The sequence below is a fragment of the Vibrio sp. MACH09 genome (assembly GCF_033238805.1).
Classification (GTDB): Bacteria; Pseudomonadota; Gammaproteobacteria; order Enterobacterales; family Vibrionaceae; genus Vibrio.
Genome location: NZ_BSFZ01000001.1, coordinates 2,119,180 through 2,134,923, shown reverse-complemented (window position 1 = coordinate 2,134,923; position 15,744 = coordinate 2,119,180). Strand labels below are relative to the sequence as shown.

14 protein-coding genes are annotated in these 15,744 nt (G+C 41.4%); 8 read left to right on the top strand and 6 right to left on the bottom strand.

The window, feature by feature from the left end; all coding sequences use genetic code 11:
* Positions 1–39 precede the first annotated feature (39 nt).
* From CHJ_RS09470 to CHJ_RS09455, 4 genes are all read left to right on the top strand, one after another.
* The gene (locus CHJ_RS09470) at positions 40–1,200 is read left to right on the top strand and encodes a GGDEF domain-containing protein (protein ID WP_317917540.1); all 1,161 of its coding nucleotides are present in this window, start codon (positions 40–42) and stop codon (positions 1,198–1,200) included.
* 325 nt (positions 1,201–1,525) lie between these two features.
* On the top strand, positions 1,526–3,064 hold the full coding sequence (norR, locus tag CHJ_RS09465; protein ID WP_171753254.1) for a nitric oxide reductase transcriptional regulator NorR: 1,539 nt from the start codon (positions 1,526–1,528) through the stop codon (positions 3,062–3,064).
* A 248-nt stretch (positions 3,065–3,312) separates the two neighbouring features.
* Complete coding sequence (locus tag CHJ_RS09460) at positions 3,313–4,494, top strand: NnrS family protein (RefSeq protein WP_317917539.1); 1,182 nt, start codon at positions 3,313–3,315, stop codon at positions 4,492–4,494.
* 249 nt (positions 4,495–4,743) lie between these two features.
* Complete coding sequence (locus CHJ_RS09455; protein WP_317917538.1) at positions 4,744–5,532, top strand: substrate-binding periplasmic protein; 789 nt, start codon at positions 4,744–4,746, stop codon at positions 5,530–5,532.
* Between the two features lie 78 nt (positions 5,533–5,610).
* On the opposite strand, the gene CHJ_RS09450 is transcribed toward CHJ_RS09455, so the two are convergent.
* The 3 genes from CHJ_RS09450 to CHJ_RS09440 all read right to left on the bottom strand — a co-directional run bounded on the left by CHJ_RS09450 (position 5,611) and on the right by CHJ_RS09440 (position 9,787).
* Positions 5,611–7,233, bottom strand: coding sequence for a BCCT family transporter (locus CHJ_RS09450; RefSeq protein WP_171753257.1), 1,623 nt, complete (start codon positions 7,231–7,233; stop codon positions 5,611–5,613).
* A 64-nt stretch (positions 7,234–7,297) separates the two neighbouring features.
* The gene (locus CHJ_RS09445) at positions 7,298–8,422 is read right to left on the bottom strand and encodes a mandelate racemase/muconate lactonizing enzyme family protein (RefSeq protein ID WP_171753258.1); all 1,125 of its coding nucleotides are present in this window, start codon (positions 8,420–8,422) and stop codon (positions 7,298–7,300) included.
* Positions 8,423–8,431: 9 nt separating this feature from the next.
* Positions 8,432–9,787 carry an FAD-dependent oxidoreductase gene (locus CHJ_RS09440; RefSeq protein WP_171753259.1) on the bottom strand — a complete coding sequence of 452 codons (1,356 nt, stop codon included), beginning with the start codon at positions 9,785–9,787 and terminating at the stop codon, positions 8,432–8,434.
* A 138-nt stretch (positions 9,788–9,925) separates the two neighbouring features.
* On the opposite strand from CHJ_RS09440, the gene CHJ_RS09435 reads away from it, so the two are divergent.
* Together CHJ_RS09435 and yddG are read left to right on the top strand one after the other, a co-directional pair.
* Complete coding sequence (locus CHJ_RS09435; protein ID WP_171753260.1) at positions 9,926–10,582, top strand: GntR family transcriptional regulator; 657 nt, start codon at positions 9,926–9,928, stop codon at positions 10,580–10,582.
* A 42-nt stretch (positions 10,583–10,624) separates the two neighbouring features.
* Positions 10,625–11,512: an aromatic amino acid DMT transporter YddG gene (gene yddG, locus CHJ_RS09430; RefSeq protein ID WP_317917537.1), complete on the top strand. Its 888-nt coding sequence runs from the start codon at positions 10,625–10,627 to the stop codon at positions 11,510–11,512.
* Here the strand turns inward: yddG and CHJ_RS09425 are convergent.
* A complete protein-coding gene (locus CHJ_RS09425) occupies positions 11,509–12,126 on the bottom strand; it encodes a TetR/AcrR family transcriptional regulator (protein WP_317917536.1) in 618 nt (205 codons plus the stop codon). The two genes, yddG and CHJ_RS09425, sit on opposite strands and share 4 nt — an antisense overlap.
* 112 nt (positions 12,127–12,238) lie before the next feature.
* Between CHJ_RS09425 and CHJ_RS09420 the strand changes: the two genes are divergently transcribed.
* Entirely contained in the window at positions 12,239–13,333 is a 1,095-nt protein-coding gene (locus CHJ_RS09420) for an MBL fold metallo-hydrolase (RefSeq protein ID WP_317917535.1), read from the top strand.
* An 85-nt stretch (positions 13,334–13,418) separates the two neighbouring features.
* On the opposite strand, the gene CHJ_RS09415 is transcribed toward CHJ_RS09420, so the two are convergent.
* Positions 13,419–14,381: an SLAC1 anion channel family protein gene (locus tag CHJ_RS09415; RefSeq protein ID WP_317917534.1), complete on the bottom strand. Its 963-nt coding sequence runs from the start codon at positions 14,379–14,381 to the stop codon at positions 13,419–13,421.
* 173 nt (positions 14,382–14,554) lie between these two features.
* Entirely contained in the window at positions 14,555–15,178 is a 624-nt protein-coding gene (locus tag CHJ_RS09410) for a cytochrome b/b6 domain-containing protein (protein WP_317917533.1), read from the bottom strand.
* 133 nt (positions 15,179–15,311) lie between these two features.
* Between CHJ_RS09410 and CHJ_RS09405 the strand changes: the two genes are divergently transcribed.
* On the top strand, positions 15,312–15,740 hold the full coding sequence (locus tag CHJ_RS09405; RefSeq protein ID WP_171753266.1) for a c-type cytochrome: 429 nt from the start codon (positions 15,312–15,314) through the stop codon (positions 15,738–15,740).
* Positions 15,741–15,744: the final 4 nt, after the last annotated feature.

The following is a 15,744-nucleotide window of genomic DNA, read 5'->3' as shown; positions in this document are numbered from 1 at the left end:
TAGTTTCGCCTATCGTTGTTCAGTAACGGAAGGTTCTCTATGGTTCATATCCCCACCGCATTTACTATGTTTGGCCTAACGCAATTAGCCTGCGTGATGGTTATGGGGTTGATTTGGTATAAAAATAAGCAGATAAACGGCTTGCTTGAATGGTCTATTGGTCGCTCCTTGTTGGTTATGGCATTTCTGTTATTTGCATTTAGAGAGTCTATGCCGTTAATGTTATCTGTTTTGTTGAGTAACGGGATATTTCTCATTGCGCTCTATGTTATTTGGTTAGGGCATGTGCGATTTATGCAGCTAAGCTATACCAACACTCATTTAATCTTTATCGCATTATTACTGGTTACCTTGGTTGTGTTTGCTGCTTTGACACAAGTTGAACAAGGTTATTTATTGCGTGTCATTATCATCTCTATTTTGGTTTCTCTTTACGCCGCCCTCTCTATTATTGTTTATCTACCTGCGATTAGAGAGAAGGATAAACCCCTTGTTAATTTAATGGTCTTCTCCTATTCACTGTTAATTATCATTCATATGTTGCGAGCACTTTTCTATCTTGCCGGATTTGGAGGTCAATCTTTACTCACAGCAGGAAGTGTTACGGCAATTACCATCGTAGGGTACTTCTTCGTCTCTTTTCTTATTGTGATGGTGAGCTTAGGAATGGTGGTAGAGCTGTTGCAAAAAGAGTTGAAACAAGCTGCAGACAGAGATGCATTGACAGGTGCTTATAATCGACGAGCTTTTTTTACTATTGTCGAGAATGTATTTGCGAGAGCTAAGCGAGAACGGCTTCCGATATCGGTGTTATCAATCGACTTAGATCACTTCAAGTTAATTAATGATACTTATGGCCATTTACGTGGTGACAAAGTGATACGTAGTTTTGTTAATACCTCGCTAGAACTATTGAGAACTCCGGATCTATTTGCGCGTTATGGTGGAGAAGAATTTGTCGTGGTTCTACCGGATACCAATATTAAAGATGCGGCTAAAATTGCAGAAAGGATAAGACAACGTTTTAGTGAGTTGTCACCAGCTCAATCAATTAAAGCTGGAGAAGTAACATGTAGTATTGGTATTGCTTCAGTAGATGCGTTGGCGGATAACATCTCCATTATTGATCTATTAGAGCGATCTGATATCGCTCTGTATCACGCTAAATCCCATGGACGTAATACAGTAAGTACCTATTGACGGCTCAAAATAATCCCAGTTCCAAACCAAACATATAAAGTAGCTCTGGTAGTATGGCCAGATAAGCAGCCGCATAATACATGACAAGCATAAAAATTCCCGCTTTCAATATGGCAGATAAATTGGCATTCATTGTACTGTTCCTCGATTCACTATTGCCGACATTAGTGTAATAGCAGTTTTTATGCCAATAGATAACATTATGTTTATATTGACTTTATTAAAATTGATGTCATATTGACCTGTGTCATATAGACATAGTTGTGTGTCTTATAGACATCGAATTAATAGAATTAACCAGCTCAGCTTATTTGGTGATGAATCAATGCAAAACATAAGTGAAGAGTGGGGTAAAATTGTTCTTGATTTAACCTCCAATCTCTCAAGTAAAGATAGATTTGATCGGTTGCTTTTGTCGATAAGGCAAGTGTTGAGTTGTGATGCTTCAGCTCTGCTATCGTTTAATAATCAGCAGTTTACTCCATTAGCAATCAGTGGCTTGTATGATGAAGTGCTGGGACGACGCTTTAATATTCAAGACCACCCTAGGTTAGAGGCGATCGCCAGAGCGGGTGATATTGTCCGTTTTCCCTCGGATAGTGAATTACCCGATCCATATGATGGGTTAATCGCAAATATGGATGGCAATCTGAATGTTCACTCATGTGTTGGGCTGCCCTTAATGGTGGATGAGCGTCTTATCGGGGCATTAACCATCGACGGTTTCAGCGCTAAGCAATTTGATGGTTTTTCTGATGGCGATCTTCGAATTATCGCGGCATTAGCGGCAACGAGTTTGAACACATCTCTATTAATGGAGCAACTGGAGCGTCAACTTACCTACCTACCGTCGTCAGATAGCAATATTACATTTAGGGACAGTAACTCGGTTGAGATGATTGGGCATTCATCGGCGATGAACGAGTTAAATGGCAATATTAATGTCGTTTCAAATACGGATCTAACCGTTTTGATATCGGGGGAAACAGGGGTCGGTAAAGAGCTGGTGGCAGGCTTGGTGCACGCTAACTCTGCTAGAAGAGAGCGGGATATCGTTTACTTAAACTGTGCCGCTCTGCCAGAGTCCGTTGCGGAGAGTGAACTATTTGGTCATGTAAAAGGGGCGTTTACCGGAGCAATTAGTCATCGTAAAGGCAAGTTTGAACTAGCGGATGGTGGGACTCTGTTTCTTGATGAAATTGGTGAGTTATCCATAGGGTTGCAAGCTAAACTACTGCGAGCATTGCAGTATGGCGATATCCAGAGAGTGGGCGATGATAGCAGCGTTAAAGTCGATGTACGAATCATCGCCGCAACAAATAGAATACTGCATGACGATGTAAAACAGGGGCGTTTTAGAGCAGACCTTTATCATCGCCTAACCGTGTTCCCTATATTAGTTCCAGCACTACGAGACAGACAGCAGGATATCACCTTACTTGCCGGGCACTTTGCTGAAAAATGCAAATTGAAACTAGAGGTTCGTAGTATCAGTTTGTCTAAAGAGTTACTAATAAAATTAAATGATTACCATTGGCCCGGTAACGTAAGAGAGCTTGAGCATATGATCAATCGAGCCGCTGTTATTGCCAAATCTGAAACTAGCGATGCTCACCTTGTTTTGCAGCCTTATCATTTTAGCTTTAAAGAGAGCAGAGAAGATTTGCTGAAGACAGAAGAAGCAAGAGAGATGAGTCACGAGCTGTCAGAACAGACGCTTAAGAGCGCAACAGATACCTTTCAGCGTCAAATTATCGAGCAATGCTATAGCAAAAATCGTCACAATTGGTCTGCAACGGCGAGAGAGTTGGGGATAGATTCAGGAAATCTCCACCGGTTAGCCAAACGATTAGGAGTGAAGTGATTTTTGTCAGAGTTAACAGCATGACATCATTGATAGTTTCGCTAACAATGATGTCATAATGACATTTACAGTCTATGTTAATTTGACACTTATTTATGTCAAATTGATAGTGTGCTGAAATTTGGTTTATGAAGGAATATTATAAATTATTGTTTTATAAGACAATAGAAATACTCAGTAAGAGTTATTCTCATTGGCACATAAACTGCAATACTATGAGTAGTATTGCAGTTTATAAGGTTCTATAAGTGTTAAACATCACCGATAAAAGTAAAGAAGAAAAAATCACTCCACTGTTGCGTCTAGGCTTTAGACCATTCTTTTTATTTGGCACACTCTACTCGATTTTGAGTATCACTATCTGGGTACTTGCTTTTCAAAATGGCCAGCCTGAAGCACTGCGTGTTCCTGCCGTTTGGTGGCATGTTCATGAAATGTTGTTTGGTTTTGCCATGGCGATTGTTGCCGGATTTGTGCTTACCGCGGTGCAAACATGGACTGGCATTACTGGCACCAAGAGTTATCGGCTGGGTTTCATCGTACTATTATGGATGTTGCCTAGAGTGCTCTTTTGGACAGAGACACCATTATGGTTAATCTCAACAATTGAAGCTCTTTTCTTGGCAGCGTTGGCCTACGAAGTTGGCTTTAGAGTTGTGAAATCGAAGGGCTGGAAAAATCTATTTTTTGTTCCTCTATTTGTATTGGCTCTGGTCGCAAATTTTGCCAGTTACGCCACCATTAAAGGTATGCCACCCTTTACGTCGCTAGCGGTTTGGCAAGCGATGATATGGTGGTTTATGTTGCTATTGTCGATAATGGGTGGTCGCGTTATTCCATTCTTTACAGCCAAGCGATTTAACTTTGAAAAAGCTCAGCCTTTACTTTGGTTAGAGTGGGCCGCTAATCTGCCTTTAGTACTGCTTTTTGTATTAAGTTTTTTCCCTCTACTCTCTTCTCAAATTGGCCCTGCTATTATGCTAATAGGTGCGTTGTTTCAATTGGTTCGATTTGCCCGTTGGAAGCCATGGAGAACATTGAGTGAACCACTCGTTTGGTCGTTACATTTATCTTATTTTTGTATTCCTTTAGGACTTATTGGTAGCGGGGTAACGACAGGATTTGCACAACATTCTATGATTCATTTATTTGCCATTGGTGCTTTGGGTGGATTGATTTTAGCGATGATCTCTCGTGTTACCATGGGACATACCGGGCGTGCTATTTATAAAGGACCTAGGATCTGGCCAGCATTTTTGGCGATGTTTTTAGCGGCGCTGTTAAGAAGTTTAGGGGTTGGTTTTTCGCCCGTTTACATGATGTTGATTATTAATATTTCTGCCATCTTATGGGGATTTGCCTTTACCGTATTTATCTATTATTTCGCGGTTATGTTGATGAAACCAAGAGCAGACGGCCATCCCGGTTAACTGACTGATCTCGAACTAACTATTTATTTCGTCGTTATATTTTAGAAACCGTATATTTAACAATAAGTTAAGTTACGGTTTCTTTTTATTCCCCCTTTTCATACTGTTAAATCTATCAATTGCGGTGCCAAAACAGCAAAAATCAACGATACTTAAATCGTTAATGCTTGATTGAACAACTTAACTTGCTCCAGTCACATTGATTACCGTTTAGTTTGTTATCAGTAGTAATGCGGATTAAGGAATGAAATGTTCAGCTACTTTTTAAGATTGATGATAGTTATTAGCCTTGTTACCCCTTCGATATACGCGTTTTCTGCGCAGAAAATCTTCATTACCAATGGTGAGTGGGCACCCTATATGGGGAAACAGTTAAAAGAGGGAGGAATTGTCTCGCACATTATCACTGAGGCTTTTGCTGCGGTAGAAATCGAAGTTGAGTATGGCTATTTCCCATGGAAACGCTCTTATCGTTATGCAGTGAATGGCGTGGGGGAGAGCAACCGTCGCTGGCACGCTACTGCAGCTTGGTACTACGCTGAGAAGAGAGAAAAAGATCTTCGCTATAGCGATATGGTTTATGAAGCTAATGAAGTTATGTTTTATCTAAAGAGTAACCCGGTGGTATGGAACAGCGACAGTGATTTACAAGGCAAAAGAATTGGCGGTACAGACTATTCTCCTTACCCTAATTTAGAGCCTCTTAGAGATAAAGGCATTATTAAAATTATCCGTTCTGGAGAAGATGATGTACAAATGCAACGTCTGTTTTTTCGCAACATTGATGCCGTTGTGGTGATGAAAGAAGTCGGTTTGTACTATATGGCTGAAAACTTATCAAACAAGGACATGAGTGAAGTGGCCTACGTGGAACAGAGTATTAGTAAACGTCATCTGTATTTGCTGTTTTCACATAAAGTAGAGGAGAACCAAGTATTACTAGAGAAATTTAATCGAGGTCTCAGAATCATTCGACTTAATGGTCGATATAGTGAGATTGTCAAAGAGTTTGAGAATGGTCGGTATTGGTCGGAATAACAGAACCAAAGTCTAATTGTTGTGGAGGACAATTGTTGTGACTGACTTTAGTTCTGTGTAGATTAGCGAATTATTAAACTAGCCAGCTGCGTTAGCAGGAGCGACCTCAATATTTTCTTCCATCTTTACTTCTGGAGTTACCTCTTCCGTCTCCAGTTTATGCATCTGTTGAATCTCTACTGCGCTCATGTGACCATAATCTTCAATCATGTACTTGAATGTTTTGAACAACATGTAGCTAACTAATACCAGCAGTGGTGCCGCGAATATCAAGATGGCAGATTGCATCGAGCCGACTGGAGCTTTAACGATAATGAATACCGCTGGTATAGCGATGATCACCAAACACCAGAAGATTTTCAATAAAGTTGCCGGGTTCTTATCTTTATCTAATACACGTTGTGTCTGACAAGCTACAGTAAATACTGAACCATCCAGTGTGGTGACCAACAATAAGAAGGTCGAGATAATAAATATAACAAGCAGAACAGATGAGAATGGTAGTGTATTTAACGCTTCTACAATTGACTGACTTGCTTGACCGTCAGACACCATCTGGCCGATGTTTACTTTCTTATCAAGTTGGGTCTTCATCATAAATGAACCAACAATTGAGAATAGGATTGTTGTACCTACTGTACCGCCACCTACCATGCAGGCAATGACTTCACGAAGAGTACGACCTTTAGATACTTTAGTAATGAAGATACACATCAAAGGAATGAAAATCATCCAGTATGCCCAGAAGTAAGCTGTCCAGTTTTGTGGGAACTTGTCCTGAGTGATAGCATCCGTATACAGACTCATATGGATGAAGTTTGATGCCCAAATGCTCAGTGATGTACTGGTATTCTCCAGAATGAATAACGTCGGACCGAAGATAAGAATGTAAATAACCAGTGCGATTAGGAAGTAAGTACCTGAGCTTGAGATATTTTTCATGCCTTTTTCGATACCCACAAATGAACTCACAATAAGCAGTGTTGCTACAATACCTAACATGCCTAACTTAAGTCCCAAAGTGTCTTCTAGGCCTGTAAGCTGAGCAAAAGCAGCAGATACAATTGGCACACCTAGAGCCAGTACGATGATAAGGCCAAAAACCAGCGCGATTGGGTAGGTGATGTCAATAATACGAGCAACCACTTTACCTGCAGTTTGGTTTTTAATCATGCTCTGTACGATCTCACTGATCTTTAGAGAAGGGTTTTTACGCACATAGTAGGAGTACATAATAGGCACGGCACTGATGGCATATAGAGCCCATGCAGTAATTCCCCAGTGATGCAGAGAGTAGGTTACTGCCCACTCATGCGCGGCAACAGAGCCCGCTTCTATAGCAAAAGGAGGGGTCTTGATGTAGTAAGACCATTCTAAAAAGGCCCAGTAAACGGTACCTGAACCCACACCGGCGAGTGCCATCATAGTGATGTATGCAAAATTGGTGTACTCTGGCTTTCCCTCGCCCATACGTATGTTACCGTATTTGCTGGCCATCAGATAAACTGAAACTATTACCATGGCAAAACCAAACCACAGAATAGGCGTACCAAGATTATAAGCGATCATGGTAAAAATACTTCCAGCGATGCTAATGGCACGCTCAGTATCTGTTAGAAAAAATACAGACAACGCACTGATAATGAGCAGAGAGATCAGTATTGTAGTGCGGTCAAAATTACTTGATTTACTATTTTCCATAAAGGACTCCTTGATACTCCCGCCTATGGATCGGGAGTAACAATTTCACGTCATTAATATTTAATTATTCAAAAACATAGTGAGCAATTGATGCTTCTTTTACCGCTTCCCAGTCCATTTCTACACCCAATCCATTTCCTTCTGGTGCGTGAACAAACCCATCTTTGTCTGTACGAATTTGTGTATTAGAGCCAAGTTCGAAACTCTCATATGGGTAAAACTGTTCGAAGTATTTGCAGTTGTAGTGAGCTAGTGCCACATGTAAATTGGCTGCTTGGGTGATGGTGTAGCCCATGCTTTGAATTTCTAATGTTTTTGAGTGACCTTCTGCAATAGCAAAACATTTATTGAGTTGAGTAATGCCGCCACATACGGTTGCGTCTTGGCGAACATCAGACCAAAATCCATTACCAAGAGCGTAAGTTACTTCTTGTAATGTTAATAAGCAGTTACCGTGACTAGAGATCTCAAGATCCGTTTTGTCCACGAGGCGTTGATAGGTTTTGTAATCATAATCAGAAACAGGCGCTTCTAGCCATTCCCAATCGTAGCTTTCCATCAGCTTAGCCATTTTCATTGCTTCTGCTGCATTATAAAATGTAGCGGTATCAAGCATGAAGCGAATACCTGTGTCACCGTAACGCTGCTGAATTGCGTTGACTAATGCTACATCTTTATCGTATACGCAGTAGCAGTGAAGTTTTATAGCAGTAAAGCCTGCTTCGATGCATTCATCTACGTAGGGGAAATATTCTTCTACAGTATCGAACATAGGCGTAGAAGCATATGACAGCATTTTTTCTCGAGCACCGCCAAGCAACATGTAAAGAGGCATGTTGGCTTTTTTCGCTTTGATATCCCAAGCTGCAATGTCAATTGGGGATTTTGCAGGCAAGCCACCCCATGAACAACGAGCGCCAAGCCATGTATTAAGTTCTTCGGTCATAAGAGGATTTTTGCCGATTAACCCAGGAACAATTGTACGCATAGCTTCAATAATGCAGCGATCGAAGTCGTTTTCTGTATAGCTGATTGTTGCACCGACACCTTCAGTTCCATCTTCAGTAATAATACGAACGATGTTATTGGTGTATAAAAGAGGTTCCTGATTGTCTGCCCAGGGAATCGGTGGTGCGTCACGATCAGCAACTGCGTAAAGCTCAACTCTTTTTATTGCTGTACCTTTCATTTTATCTCCTTACAACGCACTGCCGTTATCTATCATAATAGTGCGAATTTCTTCACCATGTAGATCGCGGATACGTCTATTTTCATCAATTGCTTTTACAACAGCGATACCCGCTGCCATACCGTACTCAAAACATTGCGCAGTAACGCGAGCTGAAGCGAGTGCTTCGTGCTCTGCACTTAAACAACGCCCTGCAACAATAATGTTCTCACCAACAACTGGAACGAGTGTGTTAAACGGAACATCGTAATAATCATTAATTAACCAATGAAGTTTTGGTTTATCTCCGGAATGAAGCTCAATTGGCCACGGAGTTCGGCATATGCTGTCACTGCGTTTTACACAATTGACAACATCTTCATTGGTTAATGTTTCCACTCCGACAATCGAGCGAGTTTGTCGTATACCAACTTCTACACCGGTATCGACTACGTAGGCGTTTTCACATCCTGGAACGAAGTTGTTTAAGAAACGGGTATAGTCTCTTACTTGGCGACGTCCCCAGATTTCAGCTTCGGTGAAATCTTTTGGATCAATCACATTGAGAATGCGGCCATCTTGGCCAGCTAGGCGAGTTGCGTTCACCATTAGCTCATTTGGTCGGGTTGTTGGAAATATCCAGATTTTGTGACGAGGCAAAACATAATCACCACTTGCGTTAGCGTTATGGATATTGTCAGTAACTTTAGCTGGGCAGATGGTGTCATCGCCGTAGTAGTCGAGATACTTATCAATGTCAACGCCCCCAATTCGGAAGAACATGGTGGGATTTTGAATACGTCCGTTATCGCCGAAGTAGTAATCCATTCCGGCACGCGCAATCAATGCTGCGTCACCAGAGGCATCTACGATCATTTTGGCTAAAATGACGCTTTGACCTGCGTTGGATTCAATCACAACACCTTTAAAGGTGTCTTTATCCATAATGACGCCCGTTACCGCGGTGTGAAATAGAGTGGTAACGCCCGCTTTTTCTAGCAGATCGTCTGCGACTTCACGCCAGATCAAAGGATCATGGGTTACTGTGTAGGTCTTGCCATACCGTTGAGGCTCAGTGACCCCACTTCTGACTTTTAACTCTTTGCGGAATTTTTCAGTGAAGCCATATACCACTTGTTCGGGTTGTGCATCTGGATCGTCACTTGCCATAAACATGCCACAGATTGTGCCAGATAGGCCAGCAACCGCTGCCCCCCCACAGAAGCCGTATTTTTCAATCAGCCATGTGTTTTTTCCTGAACGACCAGTGGTTTCGGCTGCCGCTACTCCGGCTGCGCCGCCACCAATCACTAATACATCGATTGAAGCCAAGATCGGCAGATCCGGTATTTGTTCAAAACGGCGAACAATTTTCCAATCTTTCATGATTACCTCGCTAATAGATTACTGATAGTCATCTGATATATCAGTTGTGTGTTTCGAATATATGCTGATATTTTTTGTGATACAATTGCGATTATGATATTCGTGAGTCTGCTCACTAAAATTGGCTAGGAAAATAGAATGAATAACAATATTAATCCGATAAATAAGACAGAGATTGCATATAACCAGTTAGAGAAAATGATCATCTTTCGCGAACTTGAACCTGGAAGTATGGTGAGTGAAAAGCAGTTGGCTGAAAATCTAGATTTAGGAAGAACACCAGTAAGAGAAGCACTTCAAAGGCTCTCTTATGAAAGAATGGTCGAAATCCATCCTCGTCGAGGCATACAAATCCCTTCTATTTCAGTAGAAAGCCAATTAAAAATATTGGAAGTAAGACGAGATATCGAAGGGTTATGCGTTAAATATGCTGCGGTTAGAGCGTCGGTTGACGAGAAACAACAGATGCAAGAGTTGGCTTCTAAGCTAGAGGTTTGTGCGGAAAATGGTGATGAGGTTGAATACTCTGTGTTGCTAAAGCAGATCCATAACGTACTGGTTAAGGCGGCACGGAATGAGTATTTGCAGTTAGCCATGGCACCACTTCAGGGGCTATCTCGTCGATTTTGGTTCGCTTACAAGAATGACTCAACAGATTTGGCAGAAGCCTCTCATCTACACGCCGCAACGTTACGAGCGGTATGTCACACAGATGCAGATGAGGCGGTATGCGCATCACATAAACTAAATGATTATTTAACGGATGTTGCGTACCGAAGTATCAGCAAGCGTTAATCGAGCGTCATTTTAACCATAGATAAGTAAAAAGGATTTACTTTGCTAGCTTTAGACAGATATACCGTATTTGGTGTTGCAGCAATTCTGCTTTGGAGTAGTTTGGTTGCGCTCATTCGACATGTGACTGAGTTATTAGGGCCAATTGGTGGCGCTGCAATGATATACAGTGTGGCGTCACTGTTTTTGTTAGTTTCGATAGGAATACCTAAGCTAAGGCATTTTTCTTGGAGCTACATTGTTATTGCTGGTGGTCTGTTTGCCGCATACGAAGTCTGTTTTTCTCTGGCTCTTGGTTACGCTATTGATCGTTCTCAAACCATAGAAATGGCAGTTATCAACTATTTGTGGCCTTCTCTAACGGTACTGTTTGCCATCTTGGGCAGTAAAAAAAGCATTAGTAAGTGGATTTATCCGAGTCTATTTATTGCTTTTTTTGGTGTCGCGTGGAGCTTAATGGGTGGGCAAGAGCTCTCGTTGTTAACAGTAATGAATAATGTGCAGAGCAATCCATTAGCCTATTTGTTGGCTTTTGTTGGTGCGATAATCTGGGCTGTCTACTGTAATATAACAAAAAGACTTTCAAACGGTAAAAATGGCATTACTCTGTTTTTCATTTTCACCGCGCTATCGCTTTGGTTGCAGTTCGTCTTAACGAATCAGCCACCAATGACGTTTACTGCTAAATCGATCAGTTACCTTTTGATTGCGGGGGTTGTGATGGGAAGTGGTTATGCGCTATGGAACATCGCTATTATAGGAGGGAATATGATGTTTCTTGCGACCTTATCCTATTTTACTCCGATATTATCAACCCTACTTTCCATGCTTCTTTTGGGAGTCACGCTCTCAGCCAGTTTCTGGCAAGGCGTATTACTGGTTACCTTAGGCTCTTTAATGAGTTGGTGGGTAACCAGAGGTAGGGATTAACCTTCAGCTTTGTAGTGGTTAATAAACATAGCGGCGGCTTCGGACACGACAAAGTCAATTTCTTGGTCTGAAATACGTTGTTTAGCATTTATTAACAGTGGCCAAAAACAGCGCCCTTTAATTAAATTATGAAGCTGGCTGTTAGCAAACTCGAAATCTAACGGTTTCAATCTTCCATCTGCAACCGCCGCCTCCAGCCATTTATATAATGTGGTCTCTCTAGAAGAAAACTTTGCCATTTCTCTTTCTAGTGCATCGGGTTTATAGAAAAAGTAGCCGATGGCAACTCGCGATAGATCAATATTTTCTTGAGATGAGAACATATGAGCTTCCGCAGTGAGTATCTCAACAAGTTGATCTTGTAGTGGTTGCAAACAAGAGTATTCCCGTTCAATTTGCGTCGTTGCTCGTCGCCATAAGTCGGACATGATGTGCATCACGAGCTCTTCCTTGGTGGCAAAATGATTGTATACAGTACGTTTTGATACTTGAGCTAGTTCGGACAATTTATCCATACTGATGCCTTGAACACCATGTTCAACAAATGCTTTTTTTGCTGCATTTACAATCGCTTCTCTTTTTAATTCACTTCTGGTTTTTTTTATAGTTACCATTTTGTTCACAAGGCCGGAAAAAATACTCACAGCAATTGTACACTGAACGGTTTACTTTTCAATTTAAGAATGTAAACTGCTTAGTGTAGATTTTATGGGTAGGCCCGTTGAAATGAAGAAATTAACTAAGATTATTGTAGGAGTTGCGTTTATGTCAGCCGTATTAGTTACTGCTTGTGCATCAGAGTCTGGTGCGGAAAGCCAACAAGGCAAGTTCGTTAATAGCGAAATAAAATATAAACCAAGTTTGAGCAATATTTGGCAAATAATTAAGCAGCAAGTATCGGCAAAACGTAGTGAGCCGACTCCTGTAAATGATATACCGTTAAAAATGTTGTCTCGTGCAGAATTGGATAGCAGTAATGAAGATGCCATTTATAGATTGGGCCACTCGACAATACTTATGCGTTTAAATGGTCAGTATGTACTGGCTGATCCCGTGTTTAGTGAGAGAGCTTCTCCTGTACAGTGGGCGGGACCAAAACGATTTCATCCTACATCAATATCTATAGACGAACTGCCTGAGATAAAAGTAGTGGTCATTAGCCATGACCATTATGACCACTTAGATAAAGCCGCCATTAAGCAGCTAGCGGACAAAGTTGAGTACTTTGTAACACCGTTAAAAGTTGGTGATTATCTGCAAGAGTGGGGCGTGGACGCTTCGAAAATTACCCAATTAGATTGGTGGCAAAGCATAGAAATCGATGATTTAAAACTGGTGGCTACACCGGCGCAGCATTTTTCAGGGCGAGGGTTGTTTGATAGAGATGAGTCTTTATGGGCGAGCTGGGTTATTCAAAGTGAGCAATATAATCTTTTCTTCAGTGGCGATGGTGGTTACTTTAACGGGTTTAAAGAGATTGGTGAGCGCTATGGGCCATTTGATGTCACCATGATAGAGACGGGTGCTTATAATGATTTGTGGTCAGATATCCATATGCTGCCAGAGCAGAGTATGCAAGCGCATTTAGATTTGAAAGGAAAAGCCATGATGCCAATCCATAATGGCACCTTTGATTTATCACTGCACGACTGGTACGAACCCTTCGAGCGTATTAGCGAGCTAGCAGGGCAGAATGGGGTTGAACTGTTAACGCCAATCTTCGGTGACAATGTCACATTATCCAATCCCGTGAGTAATTACGCATGGTGGAAAGATGTGGCCAGTAATGAAGAGTTACGTCTTGTGTTAGAGCAAAACTAATACGCTTAGCCGCAACTCATTATCGTCTGTGGTGATCAATAGATAGGGGCAAGGAGATTAAATCACCTTGCCTTTTTTACATCGGCTATTCCGGAACACATATTTCGTCATTAAATATTGCTTTGACAGTACGAATGATGAGCCAAGCGAGTAAAACAGAAACCAAGGTCAAAAAGAGTATCGACAGGCTGTCAAAAAATAGACTTGTGGTAAAGGTTGCCATTTTCGCGGTGGCGATTGTCAGGGACGCCATGGGAAATGAGTATGCCCAAGAAGAGATAAAAAATGGCACTTTGCTGAAGCGAAGTATATTTGAGAACAATACAAAACTTAAAAATAACGCGACATAGAACAGAACTCGAGCAAATACATCCAGTTCACCTACTAGGTTGGTATAAGAGACAAAACCAATTGAAGGTGGAGCGAGTAGTATAAACAACATGGGCGTTAGTCTTGCCGGTAATGGTTCATGAAAAAACAGTCGATACATTACAATAGTGAGTAAGACAACCCAGAAAACGATACCGATACTGAAGAAAAACCAGCTTATTTCCGTATAGCCAAGGTGTGCACCTGCAATTGGAGCGATAATATTACCCACAACAGGAATAAACCAACTAGGGTTTGCATGAGTTAACACATAATGATTATGGTGAATCCAACTACTGATAACATAAATGGTTAACATAAGTTGTACAGAAGCACCCACCATCCAAAGTGTATGAGATACGGAGTGATAATCTTGCCAAACAACCGCCAACAGCAGAAGGCTGATTGAAAAAGCAGGGAAAAAATTGAGACGGATGGGGTGACGAGTCTCTGCCATCACGGCTTTTGGATGGCGAATGATTTTTAGCAGATAGACACCAGTCACTGAAACCATCGCGATAGAGGTAAAAATCCCTAGCCAGAATGAAGCTTGAGGAATAATGCTCCCTCCAGCCGATCGCCATGCCAGTGTTAAGCCACTAAGACCTAAAATTACTGCAAAAAATGAGATGGGGAAATGACAAAGTTTGCCTTGCTCTTCCGTGGCAGCAGTGTTCATGAATCAGTCCTTTTATATAGCGCTTATATACCAGTATAGCGGAGGAAAATTGTACTCTATATTATTGGCATAAGCCATTAACTGAAACATAGTACCAAATAATCTAAATTAGATAAAGCTTAAATAACCTATTTAGTTTGTTCGAAGAGAGTATAAAATCGGTTTATTTGTGATTAATCCAGTGATAGCAAGTAGAGCCCCACTGTAACCGTGAGACAGAATAGCAGTGCCACGAGAGCGCGTTTGTTAGATACCATTGAAACTTCAACTTCTTCTGAACCTTGTTCACCAGTTATCATCGCCATTACCAATGGTTTTGCTTTTAACTTATAGAGAGCAATTGCAGATAGGTGTATCGCAATAAGAACATACAACGCTGTAATCCCATTTTCATGAACGATAACCGCATAATCAAAAATCTCATCACTTAACCAAGTTTCTGAGCCGGGAAGGGGATCTAAGTATCCTGCTAGCGCTAATCCGGTTAGTGCCTGAAAAAATAGAGCAGAGATCATTACGATAACCATATAAGCACCAGCAGGGTTGTGCCCGGGAGCATGCTTAGCTTTGCCTTGAAGATAGGCGAGTACTTTAATGGGTGACTTAACAAATTGCAGAAAGCGGCTCGTTTCGCTACCAATAAATCCCCAAAGAACTCTCCACAGTATTAAGGTCACTAAAAGTAAGCCTAATTTAGTATGTGGCCCTTCACCCGTTGAGCCTGTATACATTAACCCTGCCACTAAAATGACTTGAAACCAGTGATATAGGCGCGTAGGTAGATCCCAAACTCTCATGGTGAATCCTTATTCGATTAAAGCGTTAGTTGACAGTAATTTACAATAGTCTGGTTTACATGACCATAACTTTTGTGTAACTATTTACGCGGGACAAACGCTCGATAAATGAGCAACTTAAAAGGAAGCCAAAGTGAGAAAACTAATAATAACTCTACTACTCCCTGTATCGTTAACGTCAATGGCGGCTGGGTTTGAGTCAGATATAAAAGCAAGACAAGATGCCTTTTCAGGTATTAAAGACAATGTGGAAATGGTTGGCGAAATGTTAGAAAGTGGTAAGTTTGATTGGGCTAAGCTCGAAACTTACGGCAGCGCGTTAACTCAGCATGCATCCGTGTTAGAAAATCATTTTCCAGAAGGTAGTCAAGCGGGCAGTGATGCGAAAGCAGCGATATGGAAAAACTATGACAAGTTTTCGATGGGATTAGAGAAGCTGAATACTGGTTTTAATACCTTCTATACCGCAGCAAAAGCTCAGGATCAGGCTGCACTTGTGGCTGGATTTAAAGACGCGACAGGTACTTGTAAAGCTTGTCATCGCAAGTTCCGAGCTAAATAGTATT